We start from the raw sequence: 23247 nt of genomic DNA on the forward strand, positions 1-23247 counted from the left end.
AGAGCGTGAGTGCGTAGTTCGGCGATGCGGGTCGGCGCGAGCGCCTAGTAGTGCTTTGTTAGCTGCTGTCGTAGGGCTGTCTGGTGGTTTGTCGGCAGGTTGGGCAGGTGCCCGTCCAGGTGGCGATGAGGTGTTGGAGGAGGTCCAGGGCCTGGTAGAGGGTCAGGCCCTGGCAGGGACTTTTGGGGCCCTCCGCTGCTCGGTCAGGAACAGATGGGCGGCGGTGACGAGGGTGACGTGGCGGTGCCAGCCGGTGAAGGAGCGGCCCTCGAACTGGTCCAGGCCCAGGACGGTTTTCAGTTCGCGGTAGTCGTGCTCGATCCGCCAGCGGGCCTTCGCGAGGCGGACGAGGTCTTTGGCAGGAATGTCGGCGGGCAGGTTCGAGATCCAGTACTTCACCGGCTCTGTTTCGCCGTCGGGCCACTGGGCGAGCAGCCAGGTGAGGGGGATGGTGCCGTCGGCGACGGGTTTGGGCCGGCGGCCCGCGAGGCGGGCCCGCAGGAGCACGAAGTGCGAGCTCATCGCCCCCTTCGAGCCCTTGCGCCAGGTCAGTGTGCGTCCCGCCTGGCGGCCGGCGGCCAGCACGTGCTCGCGTAAGGAGACCGGCCGGGTGCGGTAACGGGGGCCGCGCACTGCTGCTCTTTGTCCGCTCCCGCCCCGTCGGTTGGCTGCTCTTCCCCCCGCTGGCGGCCCTCCTGGATGCCGGCAGCGGATTCGGCAGTGGAATGCAGGCGGGCACGCCCTCGGCCAGCAGGCACCGTATCTGCTCCGGGTCGGCGGGGGCGCAGCGGTTGCCGGTGTCCCAGCAGTCGCCGGTGTGTACGCGAGCCGGAAGCCTGCCGTTTCCGATTCCGCGCTCGATCAGCCAACCTCGATCGACCGGGGCGGCGTCTTCCGGCGCCCGATGCGATTCCAGCAGCTGCACCTGGACATGGGGGCCGGGGGTGCTCTGGGGTTCGGAGGAGCAGCTCAGAGCGCCCGCGGCCTCTGAGTGCCGTAGGGGTGGAGTGGGAAGGGGGTGCCTGGTGGTGCGAAGTGCCTGGCTGGTGTCCGAACAGGCTACGGACCACGATTCGCTTGGAGAGGTGATTCATCTCCCGCATCGACCATCGTCGGAGGTCGTCGAACCGCGGCGCCGCCCGGCCTGCCGCCTCTGCATGGCCCGCCGGCACATCCACGGCCTCGTCGTCCGCAGCACGCCGCACCACGAAGCCGTCTGCCACCGGCATCACCGCTGGCTCCTCGGCGATGAACAGCACGCCTGACACGGCTGCCCGAGGTCCTGCGGGCCCCGGTGAGAACGACGGCTTCCGGGTCGTGCAGGCCGAGCGCCACTTCGGCGTTCGATTCCCCGCGGACTATCGACACTTCCTGGCCACGGAAGGGAGCATGAGCCAGTTCGTTCTTCCTGCGGACGACTTCCTGATGATCAATGCCATCGCGGAGCTCATCGAAGTCAATGAGGCCGGCGAGTTCCAGAAGCGCTTCCCCGGGAGCGTCGTCATCGGCGGGGACGGAAGCCGCGAAATGCTCACCCACGACTTCCGGCAGACACCCCCGCCGCTGGTCCTGCTCGACGTCTCCGCTCAGGACTGGTCATCCGCCATTCACCAGGCGATGTCGCTCTTCGCCCTGCTCGAACAGTTCCCGGAAACCGGCTGGAACTGGGACGAACCCGAGTCGTCGCCTTCCTGACCAGTCTCGACGGAATTGGTGCTGCCAGCTCCCAGCCACGAAGTTGGTCATCGGCTTGGTCCGAAACTGCCACCTTCACTGCGAATCATGGGGCCAGGAATCTCGCCATCCTGACGGAGCCCAGCTCAGGACTCCCCTCCCTCGCCGTGATCGATGAGACGTGCACTCGACTCCGTCCACGACTCTCCCGAGACGCCTCGCTCCACCTGCCCTGAGTCTCGACTCAACCTGTCAGCCCGCAGGTCAGCGGCCCTCTCTCTGTAAGATCTAATGAGACGGGACACGGACCTCCAGGCTGGGCCACGTCACAGACACATCCAGCAGTAGAGCTGCTCGTCGGCCTCGAGAGCCCGCCTGGCGAGCAGGATGATCTCTTCAGCCACCGGCTGCATGTCTTCGACGCGCGCTCCGTGCAGCTCTTCCGCTTGCACCCACCTGGCGACGATGGTCGGCACTTCGGAGTCGCGCACAGCGGCCAGGGTGTCCCGTACCTGGGGATTGAGTTCGACGACCCACGGTCCCGTCACCCATGGGTCGTCCTCGTCCTCGGGGCCGTCCGGGCCGGGCACCGGGGAGACCGGCCACACGGCCACATCCTCGACCAGGTCCACTCGCCACGGAACCTGCCGGATGGCAGCAATCAGCATCGCCAAGACCACAGTCGGGTCCACATGCTTAGCCGCGACCCCATCGAAGGCAGGGGGCCCTGCGCCGAGCGGGGACCCACCATCCGCCCGCTCAAGCACCCCCACAACCGATGCTGCATCCACCGCGCGGAAGTAGTCAGTCAGAGCGCCCATTTCCTTCCCTCCAGTTTCCAGTTGGCCGCCAGGCAGTAGATCAGGCAGCACCCACAGCACGAGAGGTCGGACCAGATGGACTGAGACGTGTGTTAGGCGACTCTCTGCGTGAGCACGTAGGTGGGGGCTCGCGACGCTCGCGATGGACATGAGTGTTGATCTCGGTGGGGAGTCAGAGCCTTTTTCGTGTGCGACGACAGGCCGAACACGAAGCGCTGGTTCACGAGAGCGGTTCCGCGTCGGGACGTGCCCATCGTTTGGTGATGTGCGGCTCGGACTACCGCCATTGTGACAGGAAGTCGAACGCGCGGCCCTCATCGAGCCCCAGAAAGTAGACGGAATCACTGAAGACGCCGCCGCCGAACGCCTCGTAGAGCTCCTTGTAGTCCGCTGGCAGCGGAACCCCCCGCTCTTCCTCGATCGCTGCCCAGTCGACGGAGATTCCGATCGGTTCCCACCCGGTCAGTTCGATCACTCGTTGAACCCACATACATCAATCCACCGGTCTTCGTTCCGATGTCCCTCAACCCCCTCGTCGCTGACGTCAAGATCGGCAGTTATCGCACTCAGCGGGCCTTGGCGGGTTCCTCGGCCCGGTCGGGTGCCGGCGAGGCGATAGGAGTCAGTGTCGGTCTCGGTTCGGCTCCGTGGCGGCCGAGTTCCATGTAGCCGAGTTCGTCGATGCAGAGAACGTCGACGCAGCCGCAGCGGGCCATCGTCTTGTTCAGCTGCTTCTCGTCGGGGGCCACGACCAGCTCGTTGACCAGCTTCGTCGCGAGGGTGTAGCGGACGCGGTAACCCTTCATGGCGGCCTCGGTGCCCAGGCGATGAGCATGTGGGACCTGTCGGTGCCGGAGTCGGCCGATCAGGTAGAGGGGCTGGCTCTTCTTGATCCATGAGCAGTCGGCGAGGGTGTCGATGGCGGCGGGGGATCAAGCCCTGTGCGACGCCGTTCCTCGGTTTTGACCGGCATCCCCGGCCCCTGAGGCCAGAACTGCTGCTCCGGCTCAACGTTCGCTCTTCGACGGGATTCCTGTGCTCGCCAGACGGTATCCGCCTCCATACGACAGCATGTCCCTACAGCCGGTGGCGTACCGAAGGGTCTGACAGATGGCGGGGCGGGGGCCTTCGAGGCAGGAACTGATTCGGCGACGGCGTTCCGTCGGCTTCGTTGGGCGGCAGGGCGAGGTCGGCGCGTTCCGCGAGGCCCTCAGACAGTCCCCGGAGGAGGCGGCTCAGTTTCTCTTCCATGTGCGGGGCCCGGCGGGGGTCGGCAAATCGACCCTGGTGCGGCAGCTGGAGACCATCGCCCGCGAGGCCGGGGCGGTCACCGCGTACGTGGACGAGTCTGTCGCGGACGTAGTCGAAACGATGGAGGTCATCAGCGCGCAGTTTGCCCAGCAGGACGTGGCGCTGAAGGGCTTTGACAAGCTGCTGGCCACCTATCGCCAGCGCCGGCACGAGGCCGACGCAGGATTGGCGGCAGCCGCGGCAGCTTCGGACCCGGCGGTGGGCACCGCCCCGTCCGCGTCCCCCTCCCCGTCCAGCGTGATCGCCTCGCAGGTGGGTCTGGTTGGGCTTGGCATGATCCCCGGCGTCGGCGCCTTCACCGCAGCCGTGAACCCAAACCAGGTCGCCGCCGGTGCGGAGCGCGTCAAGGCCCTTCTCAGCACCCGGCTACGCAGCCACGGCGACGTGGAGCTGGTCCTGTCCCCACTTGACGCGCTGACCCCGGTATTCCTCGCGGAACTCACCGAGGTGGCACGCCGGCATCCTTGGATCGCGCTGTTCTTCGACACCTACGAGCGCACCGGCCCCATGCTCGACGCGTGGCTGCGCGGCGTTCTGGGCACCGAACGGTACGGGGAACTCCCCGCGAACGTACTGGTCACCCTCGCCGGCCAGTCCCGGCTGGCCGCCCGTACCTGGGAGGACTGGCACGACCTGGTCACCGACTGGCCCCTCGATGTCTTCACGGAGAGCGAGGCGCGCCGACTCTCTTGCCGACTTCGTCCGACTCCACGAGATCAGTCCCGACAACAGCTGGGCCGTCAGGAGGAGGGGCGATTGCCATCGCATGTTGGGCGCGTACGAGGAGGCCTTGACCGATTACCGTCTCGCAGTCGAACTCCGCCCCGATAGTGCCTCTACGCTCACCGCCCGCGGTGTAGCGCACCGCCTGCTCGGCCACTACGCCGAAGCGCTCGCCGACCTCACCCGATCCATCGCGCTCGACACCGATGACGCATGGACTCACTACGAGACGGCCGTCGCCATGTCCGCGCTCGGTCACCCGGACGGCGACCACCACCTCGCACGTGCAGTGGACCTTCTGGGTTCTCCCGCCGCCGGGAAGCGCGATGCTTTCGAAGCGGACAACCTCGTCCTGGCCTACTGCCTTTGGGGGCGCTGGGAGCAGGCCGAGCAGCACCTCGCGGAATTTCTGAACGCCGCCCAGCCTCCGGGGCAGGTGCGCGTGCTGATCATTGCCCTCCGCAGCCTCGTCCCCGTGATCCCGTCGACCGAACCTCGCATCGCGGCGTTCTGCCGTCCGCTCGAGGAGAGGCTCACTGTGCCTGCCCCGTAGCGAGCCACCGGCGGACCGGTTCTGGCTGGCGTTGACGTAGCGGCCCAGTCCTCGCCTTCTCGCTCAGGGCCGCCGGTTCCGGCTTGAGCGACTGGGGCTGGCCGCCGACCGTCGCGCGCGCTCTCACCGTGGTGCGGCTACCGGTGCGCACCGACCGCGGACGCGGAGTGCACCGCGTGGCGGCCCTGGCCCGCCGCCGCGACTTGCCGGCGCTGCTCGACCGCCACGTCCCCCTGGGGCCCGACCAGGCCGCGGTCCGGCTTGGCGTACCACCCCGTCGGCCCGGCGCCGGATCCGGGCCCACCTTGCAGTTCACCCCGACGCCCTGGTCAGCGGGGCGTCCCTGGCCCCAGCGATCGGTCCAGGCCCTCATCAGCACCCTCACTGCGGCCGGTGTTGCTGAGGTTCGGGCGCCTGCCTGTCTGCGGTGCGGTCGCGTCCGGCAGTTGCGCCGTGCGGTGCCCGGCGGCAGGGTTTGCCTCGGTAGCGAGGGCATCCTGTACGTGATGTACCGCCACTGAGCGAAAGCCATACGCAAACGGCTCCCCCCCAACGGCGGAGCCGTTTCGTACCACGGAGACTGCAGCGCACAGCCCGGCACGCTTCGGCTTCCCCTAGGTAAGGAAGGGGAGGCCGATTTCGGTACCGGGCTGTGCGCTGCGGCTGGTTCACACGGTGGTCTGGGGTGATGGCGAGAAGTGTGCCGGGGCCAGGGCCTGGTGTTTGTCAGTAGTCGCCGTGCTGCTGTCCCTTGTGATGGCCGTCGTTGTTTCCGCTGGCGTTGATGCAGGTGTTGCCGAAGGCGGGGTTGAGGAGGCCGACGATGTTGACGGTGTTGCCGCAGAGGTTGACGGGGATGTGGATGGGGACCTGGACGACGTTGCCGGACAGAACGCCGGGGGAGCCGATGGCGGCGCCTTCGGCGGTGGCGTCGGCGGCGGCGATGCCGGCCCCGCCTGCCAGGACGGCACCCGCGGCGGCGGTGGCGGCTACGGCCTTGGCGATACGGAACATCGGAATTCTCCTGGAAGACTCACGGTTTGCGGGGGAATCCAGCTCGGACGACGCACCCCACAACCGGCCGGAGCGCCTGTCCGTCACGGGTACTGGGCCGAATCGGTGACCTGATACGTGTGGCTTACGAGCTCAGCCCTGACCGCTACGCATCCGCGGTGCCTGCCCCGGAGCGCGGCGGGATACGAAGGGGCGGGGGAGTGGAGGTGTCGGCTTCGGTGTCAACGCACCCCGTTCGATGTCACCCAGGGTGGCGAACGCTGTGCTGGTGATGCGGGGCGCCGGCCAGCTGTGGCTATCGCCGGCGCAGTCCGCGCCGATAGGGCGTGCGCGGGCGAGGCCCGGTGACCAGAGCGCTCTGGCAGTAGCAGTACCGGGCCGCCCCCACACCGGACGACCAACCTGGCCACCAGTCACGCCAAACGCCGTTGCAGTACTAGGCCGCATGGCAGATTCCCACTCGCCGAACCCTTGCTCGTCCAGGCGGTCGGGAAATCGCGGTCTTACCGGTACGGCCGGCGCCCTTGACCGCTGAGCGCCACCGGCCCCGTCCAGCGCAGGTCACCGCGGCGACGTTCACAGCGGTAGCCGTCTCATCTCCGGTGGGCGGCCGGGCCGGAGGTCCCTGGAGACGTGAGGCGTGGCGGTTGTTCCGCGGCTGGGCCATGCGATGTCGTCAACGGCGAGAAACGGCTCGCCAGCAACGGCCGCGGGGGTCGCCCCGGTGAACGCCATGACGTCCCGATGCAGGTGGGATTGGTCGGCGTAGCCGGTGTCGGCCGCAACCTGGGCCGCGCCCTCACCCGCGACCAGGCGGTGGGCGGCATGGTCGAAGCGGACTAGTTTTACGGCCTGCTTGGGCGGCAGGCCGAGCTGCGACCGGAACCGGGACCACAGCCGCTTACGGCTCCATCCGACCTCGGCCGCGAGTCCGTCGACCCGGGTCAGGCCACGGCTGCTGACGATCCGGTGCCAGGCCCAGGCCACCTCCGGATCCACCGGCGGCCCCGCCTCATGCCGGCGGGCGAGCATCGCGTCCGTCAACGCGAAGCGATCCTGCCACGACGAGAGATCGCCGAGTCGCTCGCGGATCCGGGACGCCTCCCGGCCCCACAGGTCACCCAAGGGCACGACGGCGCCGTCGAGGTCGGCGGGGGAGGCGCCCAGAACCGCGCGTGCGATCACCGGGGACAGGCGTACCTGCACACACTCGACGTTCTCTCCCCGCGCCCGGACCGCGCCGCCGGACCCGAGCCCCGCCCCGGCGACGATGCTTCCCCGCTGCTGCTGCCCGGAGGCACAGTCAAGGACAGGCGAGCCGGCGCCGAACTCCAGGAGCAGGGTCACGGCCGGGTGCGGGACCATCCGGAGCGCGTCCAGGTCACGGACACGGAACCCGGCCATGGTGAGACCGGTCATCCGGCTGGGCCGCTGCGGGCATGCGACGTCCCACACAGCCGCACCGTGCATGAAAGTCCGCACCTACCCATGCTACGTGAGTCGGCGAGGGGAACATTTATCCAATCCGCCGGTCGGTATCGGCGGCAATAGTGGGCTCATGACTGTTTCTGACGGCGGACCGCAGGTGAATGGCGGCGCCGAGGCCACCGAGAGTTCGACCCTGTTGCTGGACGACGGCGACATCCACGTGTGCCAGGACGGCCCTCGCGACGCCCCCGCACTCCTGCTCATCCACGGGTCCGCGTCGTCGACCCGCTCGTGGAACCCGATGGTTCCGCTGCTGTCCGGATCTCACCGCGTCATCCGGATCGACCTGCTCGGGCACGGTCGGTCGGCCAAACCGGCCGACCGCAGCTACGCGCTCCCGGACCAGGCATGCCGGGTCGGCGTGGCACTGGACCGGCTCGGCGTCGAGCACGCCGTGGTCGTCGGTCACTCCAGCGGCGGCGTGGTCGCCACCGCCCTCGCCGAACAGCGGCCCGACCTGGTGACCGCGCTCGCGCTCATCAACACCGGACCCAGCCTGGACGCCTTCATCGCACCGCCGTCCGCCGCAGTCGGACTCTCGCAGTGGCCGCCGACCGACGAGCAGATCCGCCGGTTCGCGAGCACCGGTTTCAGCCGAGCGGGTTACCAGATCCCACCAGAGCTTCTGGACGAGGTGCGCTGTATGACCCACCACACACTCACCAGAACGATGCAGGCCACCCGCGACTACATGGAGCAGCGGGCGCTGCCGGATCGGCTGACGGTCCTGGGCAAGCCGCTACTGGTGATTTTCGGCGAGGACGACCGCAGGTGGCGATCCTCATCCGCCGCCGACTACCGCGTCGTTCCGGGCGCGAAAGTCGATTTGCTGCCCGGTCTCGGACACTCACCCATACTCGAGGATCCCCCGCGGACCGCCGCCCCGCTGCTGGCCTTCACCACGATCCACACCGCACGGGTGGACTGAATGACAAGGAGGTGTCCCATGCGGATTCTCGTCTCCGGCGCCAGCATCGCCGGTCCGGTGCTGGCGTACTGGCTCACCAGACACGGCTTCTGCGTCACCGTCGTCGAGCGCGCGCCGACTCTGCGCAAGACCGGCGGCCACGCGGTCGACCTGTTCCGGCCCGCGATGAACATCTCGGAGAAGATGGGCGTGCTCCCGCGCATCGAGGAGCGGGCCACCGGCACCAACCGGATGACTGTCCACCGGGAGAAGGCACGGCGTCCCGTCCGGGTAGACCTCTCCAAGATCTTCCGTGCCACCTCCGACCGGCATGTCGAGATCATGCGCGACGACCTGAGCGAGATCTATTACGACGCCGCGCGCGACGACGTCGAGTACATCTTCGGCGACTCGATCACCGCGATCTCGCCCGACGGCGAGGTGCGCTTCGAGAACGCCGAGCCGCGCCGCTTCGACCTCGTCGTCGGCGCGGACGGGCTGCACTCCAACGTGCGCCGCCTCGCCTTCGGCGACGAGTCCCGGTTCAGCGCCTTCATCGGGGCCTACCTCGGGGTGCTGACCCTGCCGAACGTCTTGGGGCTCGACGGCGAGCTCCTCATCCACGTCGGCGTCGGCCGCACTGCCGGCATGTACGGCGCGCGGCACCTCGGCGACGCGCGGGCGTTGTTCCTGTTCCGGAGCGAGCGCGAGCTCGACTATCACCACCGCGACGTGCCCCGGCAGAAGGAGCTGCTGCGCGGCGCGTTCGCCGGCATGCACCCTGACGTGGACCGTTGGCTGGACGAGCTCGACCGCACCCCGGCGTTCTATTTCGACTCGATCACCCAGCTCCGCATGGACACCTGGTCGCGGGGGAGGGTGACACTCGTCGGCGACGCGGGCTACTGCCCCGGCCCGGCCGTCGGCGGCAGCACGACCCTGGCCGTCGTCGGCGCGTACGTCCTCGCCGGGGAGTTGGCGCGGGCGGGCGGTGACCACGAGCGTGCCTTCCCCGCCTACGAGCGCGCGATGGCGGAGCACGTGCCCGGCAGCCGCGCTGCCGCACTCAGTGCGGCGAAGACGCTCATCCCCACCTCGCACCTCGGCGTGCGGGGACTGGCCCAGGGCGCCCGCCTGATTTCCGCCCTGCCCGCAGGGCCCAGCCGCGCCATCCTCCGCCTCACCACCAAGAGCGCACGCCTCTACAACTCCATGGCCGTCGACGACTACCCGCCGCCGCCCACCGCATCGCGAGGCCGGGTCGGCCTCGCGGGCGACTTCGGAGGCGGCTCCGGGGTGGTGTGAGGGGTGCTCGCCGCCGTCTGCCTGACCGGCAGCTCCATGATGTTCGTGCCAAATAGGACACAGGGCCCGCCTCCCTGGCACGACAACTTGCCTGGCCGTCACCTGGGTTGGGTAAGTCGCTGTTGTTGTTTCGAACTTGAGGAGTGCTGGTCGAACGGGAGTTCCCTGAACTCCCGACCCGACCGGTCCTCCCCCGTCGTCGTGACCTCCGCGTCCATCACATCGAGCGGCAGCATGACGCGCGCGCCGGGTGGACGTCACGTCGCCGAGGTGCCTGGCCGCACGGCGAGGCAAGAGCATCCACAGGCACGACGCCTGGCGTACCGCCACCACCAGCGTCCTCGCAGCAGTGCGCAGCTTGTCACCCGAGCGGTGGGAGGCGAGGACGTCCGCAATGGCCAACCGGCGGCTACTGTGAAAATCGCTGTCCGATCACCGGAGCACGGTGATAGACATCCGGCGTGGAAAAGAATCTTGAGTTCCCTGACCTGTTGCGACTGATCGATGAACGGTCGACCGCCTTCCGCGCCGTGGTCGCCGCCGCGCCCGGTCTCGACGCGCAGGTGCCGACTTGCCCCGGGTGGACGCTGTTCGATCTGGTGAAGCACCTGGGTGGGGGAGACCGTTTCTGGGCCGCCATCGTCGGCGCGGGGTCTGGCGACGCTCCCCCGGCCGAGGCCGTCGCCGCGCGCGCCGCGCTGGAAGTGCCGCAGGAGCGTGAGGCCCTGCTGGCCTGGCTGGACGCATCGACGCAGCTTCTGCTGGGCGCCCTGCGCGCGGCGGGACCGGAGAGCGGTTGCTGGACGTGGTGGCCCGCGTCGCAGTCACCGCAGACCGCCGGCGGCACCGCCCGGCACCGGGTCCAGGAGACCGCGGTGCACACCTACGACGCCCAGCTCGCCGGGGGCGCCCCGCAGCCGCTGCCGGTCGAGCTTGCACTCGACGGTGTGGAGGAGTTCCTGTTCACCGTCTGCGCAACGCCGAGTGCCTGGCCGCACAAGCCCACGGCCTTCGACTTCCACGCCGCCGAGGGCCGCTCCTGGCGCCTCACCGTCGATGGCGACGGGGCACGCACCACCCGCATCCCCGCGCCCACCGCCGCGACCGGCGAAGGCTCGGACGCAGCCGGTGCCTCCGTTCACGGCACGGCCAGTGAGCTGGTCCTCTACCTGTACGACCGGATCCAGGCCGACTCCTTGCACGTTGACGGAGACGCAGGGCTGCTCAACCTGCTCCGCGCCTGGGAGCCGGAGGAGAAGTAGGACGTAGCGGGGGCTGTTGGCCGCGCCTCGAGCCGATAAGACACGACTCTTCGCCAGGTTCGTCAGTCGCGGCACCGGACTCAAACCCGCGAGGCGGCCTCGGGGCGTCACCAAGCCGGCCGTCTACCTGGATGGCAGTGCGAATTTGTCCGTCCCAGCGATCACGAGAAGCGACGCGACTGCCGTCGTCCCGATCTCGTCGAGAAGTCAGTCGATCGGGTGACTGCGGCGGCTGCTGTGCATGAGAGCAGGGCCTCTTGGTAGCTCGAAGGGTGTCGAAGCCAACGTGCGTTCCAGGAGGCCCTGTTGTCGCATTTCTACGGCAACGCGGGAGTGCGGTCCACTTCAGCCACTCTCGCGTGTGACTGTCTGGCTCACAGGTTCGGGAACGCCAGAGACCACGGGGCGCGCGAGCGTCGGTATCCCACCGACATGTCGGAGGCCGAGTGGGCGGTGGTCCGGCCACTGCTGCCGGTGCCGGGCTGGCTGCGGGGCCGGGGCGGGGCGGGCAACCGGAGGCTTATTGCCACCGCGCGATGCTGGACGCGATCCGCTACCTGGTCGACAACGGCACGAAGTGGCGGGCCATGCCTGCCGACTTCCCACCGTGGGACCGGGTCTACGCGTTCTTCCGGCGCTGGCGCAACCACGATCTGGTCCGCGAGTTCCACGGCCGGCTCCGCCGCCTGGTGGCGGGCACTCCCGCTCAGCCAAGGCCAGCTCCGCCTGGAGGCGGTCGGCCTCCTCCCGCAGACCGTCGACACGACGGCGAGCGGTGAGCTCACGCTGTTCCAGCAGTCCCACGACCGACGGCATCCTCGACCTCCACCAAAGCAACGACACGACACGTCACCACTCCACGAGACCGCCGACCCTATGCCTGACCAGCGAGAACGCAGTCCTCAAGCCCGCAAAGACAACAATCTCTAAGACTGCATCAGTGACTAACCGGCGAGTCACCGGGCGCCATTCGTTGCAACAGGCGGACTGATACCTGCCTCTCAGGCGGAGCGCAATTGGCCAAGTCGAGAGAGCCCATCTAGAAAATGGTCCCAGTCACCGACAGCTGGTTCGCTCCAGAGAGATCGAAGTCGGGGGACTGCCTCACCGATGTAGCGTGCGCTCGCACCAAGATCATTGAGAACGTGCTCGTAAGGACGCTGTAGTCGAGGCAGCAAGTCCCGAGCAACCGGCGCCGCTGCGACAGCCACCCGGGCCAGCCCCAGTGCGGTGAGGATCGTCATCGGTACCCCCGAGGTGAAGGCGAGGCTGATCCAGACGGAGTCCGCGGTCGCTGTAAGCCCGAGCATCGACTCGCTGAATCCGAAGGTCTTAGAGCTCGGCGCCGGTGCCGCCGCCAGGGTGCAGGGCTACCGGTTGTCCTCTGGGTGCGGTCCCGTCGCGTACGGGTTCGGCTCGTCCTCCGCGAGCACACCCACGAAGGGTTCGCCCTCTCCCGCGAAGGTGTACGCGCCGCCTTCGATCCGCTCGATCAGGCCGCGTGTCCACTCTGCGCCGCTGTCGGCTGTGTGCACCCACATGTTCATGATCTCGCCGATGTGCCCGAGCTGCTCGGGCCCGTCCTCCGGCGTGTAGTACTCGGTGACCCCAGACCGCCATCGTTCGAGTCCCGTGATCCGCTGCTTGAGGAGGGCAACGGCCTCGTCCCTGGGCAGGTAGACGATGAAGCCGATGCCGGCAGAGAGGACGTCGGACTTCTGCTCGTACGAGCTCAGCGCCTCGCGCAGTAGGGTGAAGAACTCCTCGGTGCCCTTGTCGTTGATCTCGTACTCGACGCGGGGCGGGCCGCCGACGGTGCTCGGTGCGACCTCGTGCTCGACGAGGAGCCCCTGCTTGGCCATCTGCTTGAGCGCGTGGTAGATCGAGCCGGGCTTGGCGTTGGACCACTCGTGGGCGCCCCAGAATTCCAGGTCGTTTCGTACCTGGTAGCCGTGCGCCCGTCCGTGCTGGCGCACCGCGCCGAGGACCAGTAGCCGGATCGCTGACAAGGGCTTCTCCATCCTAGTTAATTTTGACTAGATTACATGTCTCCAAGCTTGACTAGCCCCACGGCCCTGCAGCTTCCCTCCTAATCAAGTTTGACTAACGAGCCAAGGTGCCCTATCTTGCCATATCTAGTCAAGCTTGATCACTGACTGAAGGAGGATGCTTTGTCCGACTATGATCTGGCGATCGTCGTCGAAGGTCTGCGGAAGAAGTACAGGGAGAAGCGGGCTCTCGACGGCCTCGATCTCACGGTCCGAGCCGGGACCGTCCAGGGGATTCTCGGCCCGAACGGCGCCGGGAAGACCACGGCCGTACGCATCATGTCCACGCTCCTGCGGCCCGACGAGGGGCGGGTGACGGTGGCGGGCATCGACGCAAGGACCCGGGCCGACGAAGTGCGCTCGCGGATCGGACTGCTCGGCCAGAGTGCCGCCGTCGACGAGGAGCTCAGCGGGCGCCAGAACCTGGAGATGTTCGGACGGCTCTACCACCTCGGCGCACGCCGCGCGGGAGTCCGAGCCGATGAGCTCCTGACCCGGTTCGGGCTCACGGACACCGGCAACAAGGCCATCAAGCAGTACAGCGGCGGCATGCGGCGCAGGCTCGACCTCGCGGCCTCGCTCATCTCCCAGCCGCAGGTCCTCTTCCTGGACGAGCCCACCACCGGGCTGGACCCCCGCGGCCGCACGGAGGTGTGGAACGCCGTGCGCTCCCTGGTCGGCGACGGCACGACCGTCCTGCTGACCACGCAGTACCTGGAGGAAGCCGACCAGCTGGCCGACCAGATCGCGGTGATCAACCACGGCAAGGTCATCGCGGAGGGCACGGCGGACGAGCTGAAGACCAAGACGGGCGGCGACCGCATCGACGTGGTCCTCCACGACACGGCCCAGCTGGCCCGCGCGGCCTCGCTCCTGCCCGGCGAAGTGGCGGTGGACGAGGACCGGCGGATGGTCAGCGCCTCGGTCAGCAACCGGATGGCCGCGCTGACCGAGACCATCCGGGCGCTGGATGCGGCCGGCATCGAGGCGGAGGACATCGCCGTGCGCCGGCCCACCCTCGATGAAGTCTTCATGCACCTGACCAAGGAGGACGCCGCATGAGCGCGACCCACAGTGGGATCACACCGCAGGCCGCGGGCTCGAAGATCAGCTGGGCGGCCGTCGACTCCTGGACGATGACCCGGCGTGAACTGGCCCACTGGGCCCGCCAGCCCGTGCAGGTCGTCGTCGGGCTGGTCTTTCCCGTGATGATGATGCTGATGTTCAGCTACCTGACCGGCGGCGGACAGGGCATCCAGGGCAACTTCAAGGCATACCTGGTACCCGGCATGCTCACCATGACCATGGCCTTCGGCCTCGAAGCGACGATGCTCTCGGTCACCCAGGACCTGGGCAAAGGAGTCATCGACCGGTTCCGCTCGATGCCGATGAACTCCGGCGCTGTCCTGGTCGGCCGCAGCGTCGCCGACATGCTGCAATCAGCAGTCGGCCTGACCGTGATGATCGCGGTCGGATACGCGATCGGCTGGCGCTGGAACGACGGCTTCGCCTCTTTCCTCGGTGCAGTGGGCCTGCTGTTGCTGCTGCGGTTCGCGATGCTGTGGATCGGCATCCATCTGGCGATGGTCGCGGGCAAGCCGGAACTCGTGCAGGCCGTGCAGATCCTGGTCTGGCCCGTCAGCTTCCTCTCCAACGCCATCGCCTCACCCGAATCGATGCCCTCCTGGCTCGGCGCGATCGTCGAGTGGAACCCGATGTCCGCGACGGCCACCGCGGTACGCGGCCTGTTCGGCAACCCTGGGGCGGTCGGCGATTCCTGGGCCGCCCAGCACGCCGAACTCCTCGCTGTGGCCTCGCCGGTGGCGCTGATCGCGGTGTTCTTCCCTCTCGCAGTGAAGCGTTTCCGGGGCCTGAGCCGCTGACGAACCCGGCCCTGGACTGCGATCCACGAACCGGGTCGGAGGCCGGCGCCCCTGTGCCGTGCACGTGGCGGGCCCCGCTGGTGATCGGCCCGTGGGCTTCACCAGGGTGTCCTGGAGCACCTTGCCGGTGGCCGCGTCGACGACGGCGAGCTCGATCGTCTGCCCGTAGAGGTTGATGGTCTCGGTCTCCAGGACGACTGCGGCGCCCGGCTCCAGGAGCTTCCGAGCCCGGCGGGTGAACTGGGCCTGTTCCAGGCCCACGAAGTGGCCTTGGCTCTCGTCGGGCGCAAGGCCATCGCCGCTCACCCCAACGACGTCGAGGCGGCTCTCACCGCTTACGAAGTGGCGCTGTTCCCTCGAACCGAACCCTTCTACGCCGAGGCGCACGACATGCTGAACCTCATGATCGGCGACAACGCACCGTCCGGATTCCTCGACCTCTTCACCGCCGCCGACCAGGCCGAGTGACATCAACACCCGACAGCCGACCCACAGCAGACCAAAGAAGAGGCCAGCTTGAGCACACACGAGAGCGATGGCGGCATGGGCTGGGCGCCGACATGGACCCAGGCCATGACCGACTTCCGCGGTGGGGATGACGAGCCGCCCTTCGAGATGTCACCGTCCGCATGTCCGTGCCCGCGAGCATCGGCGGCAGCCGCGTCCGGGTAGAGCTGTCCAATCTCTTCGGGGAAGGCGCCGTTCGGATCGCAGGAAGCGCTATCGGAGTCTGCGGACGGTTCATCGAGGGCTCCATCGACGGGCAGTCATCGATCGAGATCCCGGCCGGCACATCGCGGTGGACCGACCCGGTCGACCTGACCGTCAGCCACGGCGACGAGATCGTCGTCCTTCTGTATCTGCCCGAGTCCACGCCCTACACGTCAGCGAACGGATTCACGTTCGGCCGGTCCCTGCCGGGCGACTTCGTAGGATCACGGGCGTTCCCGCTCGAAGGATCGACGCCGGTGGAGGCCGACGAATTGCGCGAATTCCCTGCCCCCAACACCGGCACCGAACCCGAGGCCGACGGGAACGGCTGGTCCCTGCCGATCAGTATCAAGGCCGTTGGGTGCCTGCCGGTGCGGTGGAGCCAACGCGCTGCGGCCTTCCGGGTGGTGACGCATTGATCCCGCATGGGGTGTGCCTCCGGTTCCACTTACACCTGCCGCGACCTGTGGGCGTAACGCCGACCGCATGATGTCCAATATGTGAGACGCTGCATGTGAAACGAAACACACAGAATTCCAGGAGTTTCTTCAGATCCGGAGGGTGGTTTCGGGGTGAACCGAGGCCGTGCATCGCGCATTTGACCTGTTGATTCACGTTCTGTGACCGTAGGGTCGCTTGTCTCAGGCCTCATCCGTCTCAGACGGTGAGCGGAATCCCGCAGCCGCGTGACCTGGCTTCCTCTTCCGCCTATGTTCCCGGTCCGGTGAACGACGGCCTGCTGGTGGTACGCGTCGGGGCTTACGGCGTGGCGCCGTCCCTCACGTTCTGTCACTGCGTCTGCTGTTGCCGTCCACCGCGACGAAAGGAATGCTTGTGCAGCTCTTCGCCCGCAGATCCGTGGCCCCGACGATCACTGCCACCCCTCAGCGCCATCGGCACCGGCGACGCCGGTTCGGCATGCTGACGGCCGCTCTGGCCGGCGTGGCGGCCGTTGCCGGGCTCGCCACCTTGCTGTCACCCGGCGCCAGTGCCGCGGGGTACTCCTACGAGCGCGGCCCCGCTCCCACCCACGCGAGCATCGAGGCGGCAAGCGGCCCGTACCCCGTCTCGCGCGCTTTCGTCTCCTCGTTCTCCGTCACCGGCTTCGGCGGCGGCACCATCTATTACCCGACCACTACCGGCGAGGGCACCTTCGGGGCGGTGGCCATCTCCCCCGGCTACACCGCACGGCAATCCTCGATCGCCTGGCTCGGACCGCGCCTGGCCTCTCAAGGCTTCGTCGTCTTCACCATCGACACCACCAGTACCTACGACCAGCCGGCCAGCCGCGGCCGCCAGCTGCTGGCGGCGCTGGACTACCTCACGCAGCGCAGCAGCGTCCGCGACCGGGTCGACGCCACCCGGCTCGGCGTGATGGGTCACTCGATGGGCGGCGGTGGAACACTCGAGGCTGCCAAGAGCCGGCCTTCCTTGAAGGCCGCCATCCCGCTGACCGGATGGAACCTCGACAAGACCTGGCCCGAGCTGCGGACTCCGACGCTGGTCATCGGAGCGGACGGCGACACCATAGCCCCGGTGTCCTCACACTCGGAGCCGTTCTACCAGAGCATGCCGTCCTCGCTGGACCGGGCTTACCTGGAGCTGAACGGCGCCACGCACCTCACGCCGAACCTCTCCGACACCACTATCGCCAAGTACAGCATCGCCTGGCTCAAGCGGTTCATCGACGACGACACCCGCTACGAGCAGTTCCTGTGCCCGCTGCCGCGCCCGAGCCTGGCCATCCGGGAGTACCGGGGCAACTGCCCGCACACATCCTGAAGCCCTGAAGCCCTGAAGCCCTGAAGTCACTGCTGCCGACGTCGGCCGGGCGGCTCACGGTCGCCCGTCTCTGTTCTGTCGGTGCGGTGGCTCTCCGTACCTGCACCGTCCCGCCGTGCCCCGTCCCGCCCCGCGCGGCGATGGGGCACGGCCGTCCGGGTGACGGTCGGCGACTCCACTCGTTGGTGGGGCACTCGGCGAAGTCCTCCACCGACGCCCCACCAACCCACTACGCTCCCGACGGTCCTCCTGACCAGGCCAAATAGCGAAACGCTGCTGGAGTATTGGCTGCTGTAAGCCCAACTCTCCCCGCAGCGAGCCGAAGCTGAGCGGATCGGGTAAGCGACGTGGAGGCAGAAGGCAGACTCGGGCGACATCGAGTCGCGGGAAAGGCGCAGAAAAAAATCCCCGCACGCGGCAACCTTTTGCGGATCGGCGGCCACTGACAGGCGTAACCCTGTTCCTTCCCCCCTGTAAGGAAGCCCCGTGGCTGCTCGCTCCCACCGCCGGTCCCTCCGCTCCCGTCGTGCCGCCGTCATCTGCACGGCCGTCGTGGCCGCATGCGTCGGCTCTGGTGCTGTCATCATGAACGCCAACGCCGGGACCGTCGACCTGTACCACCAGACGCTCACCCCGAAGGACGGCTGGGCATCCTCCGGTACGGGAACCACCGGTGGCACGAAGGCCGACGCCGCCCACACCTTCACCGTCTCCACCCGTGCGCAGCTCGTGAAGGCGCTGGGCTCGGTCTCCGACACCACGCCCCGCATCATCAAGATCAACGGCGTGATCGACGCCAACACCGACGACAGCGGAAAGAAGCTGACCTGCGCCGACTACGCCCTCGGCACCGGCTACTCGCTGTCGGCCTACCTCAAGGCCTACGACCCGGCCACCTACGGCCGCTCCAAGCTGCCCTCCGGCACCCAGGAGGCGGCACGCGCCGCCGCCCAGGCCAAGCAGGGCAAGAACATCGTCTTCAAGGTCCCCGCCAACACGACGATTGTGGGCGCCCCTGGCACGAACGCGGGCCTCACCGGGGCCATGCTCCAGATCCAGAACGTGGACAACGTCATCGTCCGCAACCTGACCTTCGCCGCCACTGAGGACTGCTTCCCGCAGTGGGACCCGACCGACGGCGACGACGGCAACTGGAACTCCAACTACGACTCGGTGTCCCTGCGTGGCGCGACGCACGTGTGGGCGGACCACAACACGTTCACCGACGCGCCGCACTTCGACAGCGCCAACCCCAAGTACTTCGGCCGCGAGTACCAGATCCACGACGGCGCCCTCGACATCACCAAGGGATCCGACCTGGTGACCGCCTCGCGCAACCAGTTCACCAACCACGACAAGACGATGCTGATCGGTAGCAGCGACACCGACAGCGTCGGCAAGCTGCGCGTCTCCATCCACCACAACGTGTGGAAGGGCATCATGCAGCGCGCCCCCCTTGCCCGCATCGGCCAGATCCACATCTACAACAACTACTACGACGTCACGCCCCTCAACGGGTACACGCCGCAGTACAGCATCAACTCCCGTGCCAAGGCTCAGGTCGTCGCGGAGAACAACTACTGGAAGCTGCCGTCCGGCGCGAAGGCCGCCAAGCTCCTCAGCGGTGACGGCACCGGCTCGGTCAAGGGCTCCGGCAACCTCGTCAACGGCACGGTGACCGACCTCGTCGCCGCCTACAACGCCGCCTCGTCCAAGGACCTGAAGACCACGGTCAACTGGACCCCGACCCTCACGACGGGCCTGGAGGCCTCGGCGAGCAACCTGCCGACGTCGCTGGCGACGACCACGGGGGCGGGCGTGCTCAAGTAGCACCCGAGACACGCGAGGGCCGGGAGACCACCAGCCCCCGGCCCTCGCGTACCATGCCGCCCGGTCCGCCGCGCCATGGACTGTGAAGGGGCCGCCGATGCGTTCCCGGGCCCCTCACGGCGTCTGCTGGACAACAGCACAGGCCGGTTCACGCAGGCCGCACGACCTTGTTCTCGGCGGCCAGAAGTCGGCGGAAATGGTCCACGAGCGGCGCCGGCCGCTACCTGGGGCGCTTCGACGGATTCGGCCGGGGTGACCTCCAAGCGGGTCTTGCACCAGTCGCTCGGCTTGAGTGGACGGACACCGGGCGATCGTCTTCACCGTGGCCGGGCCGGGTGGTCGGGTGCTGGTGCAGACCCGCCGGGGGTCGCTGGTTCAGGATCGGTGGCCGGACCTGGTGGCGGCCGCCGAGGCGCAGTTGCCGCACGGCCTGGTCCTCGACGGCGAATTGGTCGTCTGGGACCCCGAAGACGGACGCCTGTCTTTCGAGGCGTTGCAGCGGCGGGCCGCCGCCCGCGCCCGCGGCGCCGCCGGCCTCGCAGCCGGCCTGCCGGCCTACTTCGTCGCGTTCGACGTGTTGCAGCTGGACGGCCAGGAGCTCCTGACGCGCCCGTACGAGGAGCGGCGCGCACTCCTGGAGTCGCTGTTCACTGAGCACGCTATGACGGCCCCGGCTACGACGCCGCGGGCCGGCTGCGTGCGGTGGGCCGGACGGTCACGCTGCGCCCGGAAGTGTCCCGGCAGGTCGGCGACCATCTGGCGGCGGCCGGCCCCGGGCACCCCTTCGAGGGGGTGTGGTTCGCCTCGGCGTGGGGGAGCCGTGACGTCCTGGACGTCACCCTGGCCTGTCCCGAGCTGGTGGCGGAGGTCAGCGTCGATCGGGCCGTTGACCGGGGCGTTTTCCGTCACCCGCTCCGCTTCAAGCGGCTGCGCCTGGACGTGACCGCGGACGATGTCCCGCGGTTCGGGGAAGGGCCGGCTGCGGCGGCCGGCTGACTGCCGATCCAGCCGCCCGCCGCCGCGCCGGGTAAGTTCTCCAGGGGCGTCACGGGGACTGACGGCGCTGGCACCTACGCCCGGACGCCGCGAGCGCGGTGTCCGGCTAGACGAGGCGTGCGTTGGGGGCTCCGGTCTGGGTGAGGGGCTGGAGGATGTTGCCCATGCCCTGGTTGACGCTGTCCCCGCGGGTGACGTTGTAGCTGTTGAGCGAGTCGTCGATGTTGATGTGACGGGTGCCGGTGAGGAGGTACTGGTCGTCGCCGGCGTGGGCGGTTCCGGGCAGGGTGAGTGCGGCCCCGGCAAGGGTGAGGACGGCGAGCGTGCGCCGAGCGGTGTTGTTCATGCTGGCCAAACGATTACTGATGCGTCGCAGTCACAAGGTGATCCGTCCTCGCGGTGGAAGCTGTTCCCCCTCCTCTTCATACAAGCCTCCACCGGGTGGCGGCCCGCGCTCTGGGCTCACTCCCGCCGGGGAGGCTCTTATAGGAGCGTCGCCCGCGCCGAGGAATCCTGGGCGTCAACATTGAGGAGCTGGACCTCGCCAGACGCCGCGCCCCGGTGGAGGCCAAGGGCGCTACCGCGCGCCACCAGCCCGCTGCGTGCGGGCCTGGCTACGGGCTACGCACCGCAGGCCGGGCGGTCGACGGGCTGCCCGGCCTGCGGTGTCGCGTGGGTCAGGGTCAGCAGCTGGTGGTGGTGTCTGTGGCGTCTGCAGTGCAGGTGTCGGAGCCGAGGCCGCCGTTGGCGGTGTCGCCGCCGGCGCCGTCCGCCACGTTGATGATGTCGTTGCCGAGGTTGCCGCTCATGGTGTCGGTGCCGGAGGTGTCGACGAGGGTGTCGTTGCCGTTCTGCCCGTCGAGGTCGTCGTTTCCGGGTCCGCCGTAGATGTGGTCGTCGCCGTTGTCGAAGAGGTAGAGCAGCGAGCCGAGGAGCGTCTCGCCGTAGTTGGTGTCGTTGCCGGCCTCGCCGTAGACACACCGGAGACCGAGCGGGTCAAGGACGTCTGGGACATGTCCGTCTTCGGGCACGCAGGTGTGGTGCCGTTCACCTCGATCGCCCAGACGCCGTTGCGGGAAGCGATGAAGATCTGGGTCTACGACGACCTCCCCCGGCGGCGGAACAAGAACGCCGTCCACCACGCCCGCGCCGTCGTCGCCGCCCTGGCCATGCTCTCGGAGAGCCTGCGCCTGCAGCGTCCCGACCGCGGACAGGATCCGGCGGCGTGGGGGCGAGGCGACATCGTGGCGTACTGCAGCCGCATGGGCCACCTCACCGAGACGGGAAAGCAGAGCGCGTCCCGCCGGCTGGCCTACACCCGGTTCGTCCGCCGGGTCCTGCTCCGCTTCCGCACCCTGGGCCTGGCCAGCCCCGGAGGCGTGCTGGAGGGGATGCCGGTCGACTTCGCGATCTGGCCCGAGGACATGCCCGACGAGCCAGAGGACGCCGAGGCCGGCCGCGACCTGCCCGAAGCGGTGATGCGCGTCCTGTGCGCCCACCTCGACCACCTGGAAGAGCTAAGCAGCACCGAGACGAGGGTGGCGACCGAGCTGCTCATCGACACCGGCCCGCGCCCCGACGAGATCTACACCCTGGCCTGGGACTGTTTGGAGGGCGACCCAGACGGATCACCCGTGCTCGTCTACGACAACCACAAGGCCTACCGGCTCGGCCGCCGCCTGCCCATCGGCGGTGAGACCGCCGAGGTGATCCGCCGCCAGCAGCAACGCGTCCGCGACCGCTTCCCGACCACCGTGCCGGCAAGACTCAAGCTGCTGCCCCGCGCGAGGACGAACCCCGAAGGCACCAAGCCACTCAACGACATCTCCACCGCCCACCGGAAATGGGTGGACTCGCTGCCCGACCTCGTCGTTCCGCTCATCACCACCGAGGCTGGCACCCAGGTCACATCCCTGGTGCCGTTCGACAGGGCCCGGATCTTCACCTACGCCTACCGGCACTGCTACGCCCAGCGTCACGCCGACGCCGGGGTGCATCCGGACGTCCTCAAGGAGCTGATGGACCACCGGCTCATCACCACCACCCAGGGCTACTACCGGGTCGGAGCGGAACGCCGCCGGGAGGCTGTCGACCGGGTCACGGCCCTGCAGTTCGACCGGCACGGCAACCGGGTCTGGCGCGCGGCGCAGAGCTTGCTGGAATCCGAGCACGTCCGTCGCGCCATCGGGGAGGTCGCGACCCCGTACGGGGTCTGCCGCGAACCGTCCAACGTGGCCGCGGGCGGCCACGCGTGTCCGCTGCGGTTCCGGTGTCTGGGCTGCGAGCACTTCTCCACCGACGTCTCGTACCTCCCCGACCTTCAGGCCCACCTTGCCGACCTTCTGCGCAGCCGGGAGCGGCTGATGTCCGCGTTCGAAGCCGACGAGTGGGCCCGCACCCAGGCCATGCCCTCGCAGGAGGAGATCAGCCGGATCCGCCGGCTCATCGACCGCGTCAGCTCCGACCTCGACCAGCTGACCGCCGAGGACCGCGCGCAAATCGAACAGGCCGTCACCCTCGTGCGCCGCTCCCGCACCGTCCACCTCGGCATGCCCCGCGTCGGCCAGCCCCTGCCCGACGTCCGACCCTCAAGGACCCACCAGCCGTGACCACCGCCATGAACCACGGCCGCCAGGCCGACACCGAACGGCGCCGCACCCGGATGAAGACGGCCATCACCGCGGCCCGGCGCGACGGGACCTCGCTGACCGCCTCGGCCATCGCCCGCACCGCCCCGCGTCGACCGCACCTTCCTCTATCGCCACCGCGACCTCCTCGACGCCCTCCACACCGCCGCCCACGAACCCGCAACGCAGTCCGGGGCCGGGCTGGCCGTCACCTCCGCTTCCCTGCAGGCCGACCTGGCCAACGCGGGCGCGCGCAGCGCCCGCCTGGCCGCCCGCGTCCATCAACTCGAAGAACGCCTGTCGAAAGCCCTC

At 68.6% G+C, this 23247-nt stretch carries 21 protein-coding genes and 5 pseudogenes; 16 read left to right on the forward strand and 10 right to left on the reverse strand.

Going from position 1 to position 23247, the window contains the following annotated elements:
- Positions 1 to 162: 162 nt before the first annotated feature.
- Both AMK16_RS27085 and AMK16_RS37640 read right to left on the reverse strand, forming a co-directional pair.
- A pseudogene (locus tag AMK16_RS27085) lies at positions 163 to 624 on the reverse strand (transposase); the annotation flags it as partial.
- Between the two features lie 115 nt (positions 625 to 739).
- Positions 740 to 925: pseudogene (locus tag AMK16_RS37640) on the reverse strand (DUF6233 domain-containing protein); the annotation flags it as partial.
- A gap of 464 nt (positions 926 to 1389) precedes the next feature.
- On the opposite strand from AMK16_RS37640, the gene AMK16_RS27090 reads away from it, so the two are divergent.
- On the forward strand, positions 1390 to 1695 hold the full coding sequence (locus AMK16_RS27090; protein ID WP_073919944.1) for a hypothetical protein: 306 nt from the start codon (positions 1390 to 1392) through the stop codon (positions 1693 to 1695).
- Positions 1696 to 2000: 305 nt separating this feature from the next.
- Here the strand turns inward: AMK16_RS27090 and AMK16_RS27095 are convergent, their stop codons facing one another.
- From AMK16_RS27095 to AMK16_RS34465, 3 genes are all read right to left on the reverse strand, one after another.
- The gene (locus AMK16_RS27095; protein WP_073919945.1) at positions 2001 to 2495 is read right to left on the reverse strand and encodes a hypothetical protein; all 495 of its coding nucleotides are present in this window, start codon (positions 2493 to 2495) and stop codon (positions 2001 to 2003) included.
- A gap of 277 nt (positions 2496 to 2772) precedes the next feature.
- A complete protein-coding gene (locus tag AMK16_RS27100) occupies positions 2773 to 2970 on the reverse strand; it encodes an SMI1/KNR4 family protein (protein WP_073919946.1) in 198 nt (65 codons plus the stop codon).
- Positions 2971 to 3061: 91 nt separating this feature from the next.
- A complete protein-coding gene (locus tag AMK16_RS34465; RefSeq protein WP_107417256.1) occupies positions 3062 to 3415 on the reverse strand; it encodes an ATP-binding protein in 354 nt (117 codons plus the stop codon).
- Between the two features lie 190 nt (positions 3416 to 3605).
- Here AMK16_RS34465 and AMK16_RS38585 point away from each other — a divergent pair.
- A pseudogene (locus tag AMK16_RS38585) lies at positions 3606 to 4250 on the forward strand (ATP-binding protein); the annotation flags it as partial.
- A 346-nt stretch (positions 4251 to 4596) separates the two neighbouring features.
- A complete protein-coding gene (locus AMK16_RS27115; RefSeq protein ID WP_242438926.1) occupies positions 4597 to 5082 on the forward strand; it encodes a tetratricopeptide repeat protein in 486 nt (161 codons plus the stop codon).
- A gap of 726 nt (positions 5083 to 5808) precedes the next feature.
- Here AMK16_RS27115 and AMK16_RS27125 read toward each other — a convergent pair.
- Both AMK16_RS27125 and AMK16_RS27130 read right to left on the reverse strand, forming a co-directional pair.
- Positions 5809 to 6096, reverse strand: a complete 288-nt coding sequence (locus AMK16_RS27125) for a chaplin (RefSeq protein ID WP_073919951.1) — start codon at positions 6094 to 6096, stop codon at positions 5809 to 5811.
- Between the two features lie 576 nt (positions 6097 to 6672).
- Entirely contained in the window at positions 6673 to 7578 is a 906-nt protein-coding gene (locus AMK16_RS27130; protein WP_242438927.1) for an AraC family transcriptional regulator, read from the reverse strand.
- A gap of 76 nt (positions 7579 to 7654) precedes the next feature.
- Between AMK16_RS27130 and AMK16_RS27135 the strand changes: the two genes are divergently transcribed.
- The 4 genes and pseudogenes from AMK16_RS27135 to AMK16_RS35355 form a co-directional block, all read left to right on the forward strand.
- Positions 7655 to 8512, forward strand: coding sequence for an alpha/beta fold hydrolase (locus AMK16_RS27135; protein ID WP_073919952.1), 858 nt, complete (start codon positions 7655 to 7657; stop codon positions 8510 to 8512).
- An 18-nt stretch (positions 8513 to 8530) separates the two neighbouring features.
- Positions 8531 to 9796 (forward strand): FAD-dependent monooxygenase, encoded by a 1266-nt coding sequence (locus tag AMK16_RS27140; RefSeq protein ID WP_073919953.1) that lies wholly within the window; start codon positions 8531 to 8533, stop codon positions 9794 to 9796.
- Positions 9797 to 10257: 461 nt separating this feature from the next.
- Positions 10258 to 11058, forward strand: a complete 801-nt coding sequence (locus AMK16_RS27145) for a maleylpyruvate isomerase family mycothiol-dependent enzyme (RefSeq protein ID WP_073919954.1) — start codon at positions 10258 to 10260, stop codon at positions 11056 to 11058.
- A 432-nt stretch (positions 11059 to 11490) separates the two neighbouring features.
- Positions 11491 to 11699, forward strand: a pseudogene (locus AMK16_RS35355) (transposase); the annotation flags it as partial.
- A 729-nt stretch (positions 11700 to 12428) separates the two neighbouring features.
- Here AMK16_RS35355 and AMK16_RS27155 read toward each other — a convergent pair.
- The gene (locus tag AMK16_RS27155; protein ID WP_073919955.1) at positions 12429 to 13067 is read right to left on the reverse strand and encodes a PadR family transcriptional regulator; all 639 of its coding nucleotides are present in this window, start codon (positions 13065 to 13067) and stop codon (positions 12429 to 12431) included.
- 162 nt (positions 13068 to 13229) lie between these two features.
- Here AMK16_RS27155 and AMK16_RS27160 point away from each other — a divergent pair, with 162 nt between their 5' ends.
- The 8 genes and pseudogenes from AMK16_RS27160 to AMK16_RS37650 all read left to right on the forward strand — a co-directional run bounded on the left by AMK16_RS27160 (position 13230) and on the right by AMK16_RS37650 (position 20308).
- Positions 13230 to 14168 carry an ATP-binding cassette domain-containing protein gene (locus AMK16_RS27160; RefSeq protein ID WP_073919956.1) on the forward strand — a complete coding sequence of 313 codons (939 nt, stop codon included), beginning with the start codon at positions 13230 to 13232 and terminating at the stop codon, positions 14166 to 14168.
- On the forward strand, positions 14165 to 14989 hold the full coding sequence (locus AMK16_RS27165; protein ID WP_073919957.1) for an ABC transporter permease: 825 nt from the start codon (positions 14165 to 14167) through the stop codon (positions 14987 to 14989). Before AMK16_RS27160 ends, AMK16_RS27165 begins: the two co-directional genes overlap by 4 nt.
- 270 nt (positions 14990 to 15259) lie before the next feature.
- Entirely contained in the window at positions 15260 to 15457 is a 198-nt protein-coding gene (locus tag AMK16_RS27170) for a hypothetical protein (RefSeq protein WP_199885593.1), read from the forward strand.
- 167 nt (positions 15458 to 15624) lie between these two features.
- Positions 15625 to 16119: a hypothetical protein gene (locus AMK16_RS27175; RefSeq protein ID WP_199885595.1), complete on the forward strand. Its 495-nt coding sequence runs from the start codon at positions 15625 to 15627 to the stop codon at positions 16117 to 16119.
- 499 nt (positions 16120 to 16618) lie between these two features.
- Complete coding sequence (gene bdeA / locus AMK16_RS27180; protein ID WP_107417268.1) at positions 16619 to 17482, forward strand: bis(hydroxyethyl) terephthalate hydrolase; 864 nt, start codon at positions 16619 to 16621, stop codon at positions 17480 to 17482.
- A gap of 486 nt (positions 17483 to 17968) precedes the next feature.
- The gene (locus tag AMK16_RS27185) at positions 17969 to 19312 is read left to right on the forward strand and encodes a pectate lyase family protein (RefSeq protein WP_073919960.1); all 1344 of its coding nucleotides are present in this window, start codon (positions 17969 to 17971) and stop codon (positions 19310 to 19312) included.
- 349 nt (positions 19313 to 19661) lie between these two features.
- A pseudogene (locus AMK16_RS37645) lies at positions 19662 to 19910 on the forward strand (ATP-dependent DNA ligase); the annotation flags it as partial.
- Positions 19911 to 20044: 134 nt separating this feature from the next.
- Complete coding sequence (locus tag AMK16_RS37650) at positions 20045 to 20308, forward strand: hypothetical protein (protein ID WP_242438950.1); 264 nt, start codon at positions 20045 to 20047, stop codon at positions 20306 to 20308.
- A gap of 106 nt (positions 20309 to 20414) precedes the next feature.
- Here the strand turns inward: AMK16_RS37650 and AMK16_RS27195 are convergent, their stop codons facing one another.
- Positions 20415 to 20654, reverse strand: a complete 240-nt coding sequence (locus AMK16_RS27195) for a hypothetical protein (protein ID WP_143196886.1) — start codon at positions 20652 to 20654, stop codon at positions 20415 to 20417.
- Between the two features lie 337 nt (positions 20655 to 20991).
- On the reverse strand, positions 20992 to 21339 hold the full coding sequence (locus AMK16_RS35955) for a calcium-binding protein (RefSeq protein WP_073919963.1): 348 nt from the start codon (positions 21337 to 21339) through the stop codon (positions 20992 to 20994).
- Here AMK16_RS35955 and AMK16_RS27205 point away from each other — a divergent pair.
- Positions 21322 to 22917 (forward strand): tyrosine-type recombinase/integrase, encoded by a 1596-nt coding sequence (locus AMK16_RS27205; RefSeq protein WP_199885597.1) that lies wholly within the window; start codon positions 21322 to 21324, stop codon positions 22915 to 22917. The genes AMK16_RS35955 and AMK16_RS27205 overlap by 18 nt on opposite strands.
- Positions 22918 to 23247 lie beyond the last annotated feature (330 nt).

Source organism: Streptomyces sp. CB00455, from assembly GCF_001905445.1.
In the GTDB taxonomy this organism is placed as follows: Bacteria; Actinomycetota; Actinomycetes; order Streptomycetales; family Streptomycetaceae; genus Streptomyces.

Excerpts from the sequence above, each read along its gene's own strand:
- AMK16_RS27090 (WP_073919944.1), top strand. The coding sequence starts at position 1,390 with ATGAGCCAGTTCGTTCTTCCTGCGGACGACTTCCTGATGATCAATGCC.
- AMK16_RS27095 (WP_073919945.1), bottom strand. The coding sequence starts at position 2,495 with ATGGGCGCTCTGACTGACTACTTCCGCGCGGTGGATGCAGCATCGGTT.
- AMK16_RS27125 (WP_073919951.1), bottom strand. The coding sequence starts at position 6,096 with ATGTTCCGTATCGCCAAGGCCGTAGCCGCCACCGCCGCCGCGGGTGCC.
- AMK16_RS27135 (WP_073919952.1), top strand. The coding sequence starts at position 7,655 with ATGACTGTTTCTGACGGCGGACCGCAGGTGAATGGCGGCGCCGAGGCC.
- AMK16_RS27140 (WP_073919953.1), top strand. The coding sequence starts at position 8,531 with ATGCGGATTCTCGTCTCCGGCGCCAGCATCGCCGGTCCGGTGCTGGCG.
- AMK16_RS27165 (WP_073919957.1), top strand. The coding sequence starts at position 14,165 with ATGAGCGCGACCCACAGTGGGATCACACCGCAGGCCGCGGGCTCGAAG.
- bdeA (WP_107417268.1), top strand. The coding sequence starts at position 16,619 with ATGCTGACGGCCGCTCTGGCCGGCGTGGCGGCCGTTGCCGGGCTCGCC.
- AMK16_RS27195 (WP_143196886.1), bottom strand. The coding sequence starts at position 20,654 with ATGAACAACACCGCTCGGCGCACGCTCGCCGTCCTCACCCTTGCCGGG.
- AMK16_RS27205 (WP_199885597.1), top strand. The coding sequence starts at position 21,322 with ATGTCCGTCTTCGGGCACGCAGGTGTGGTGCCGTTCACCTCGATCGCC.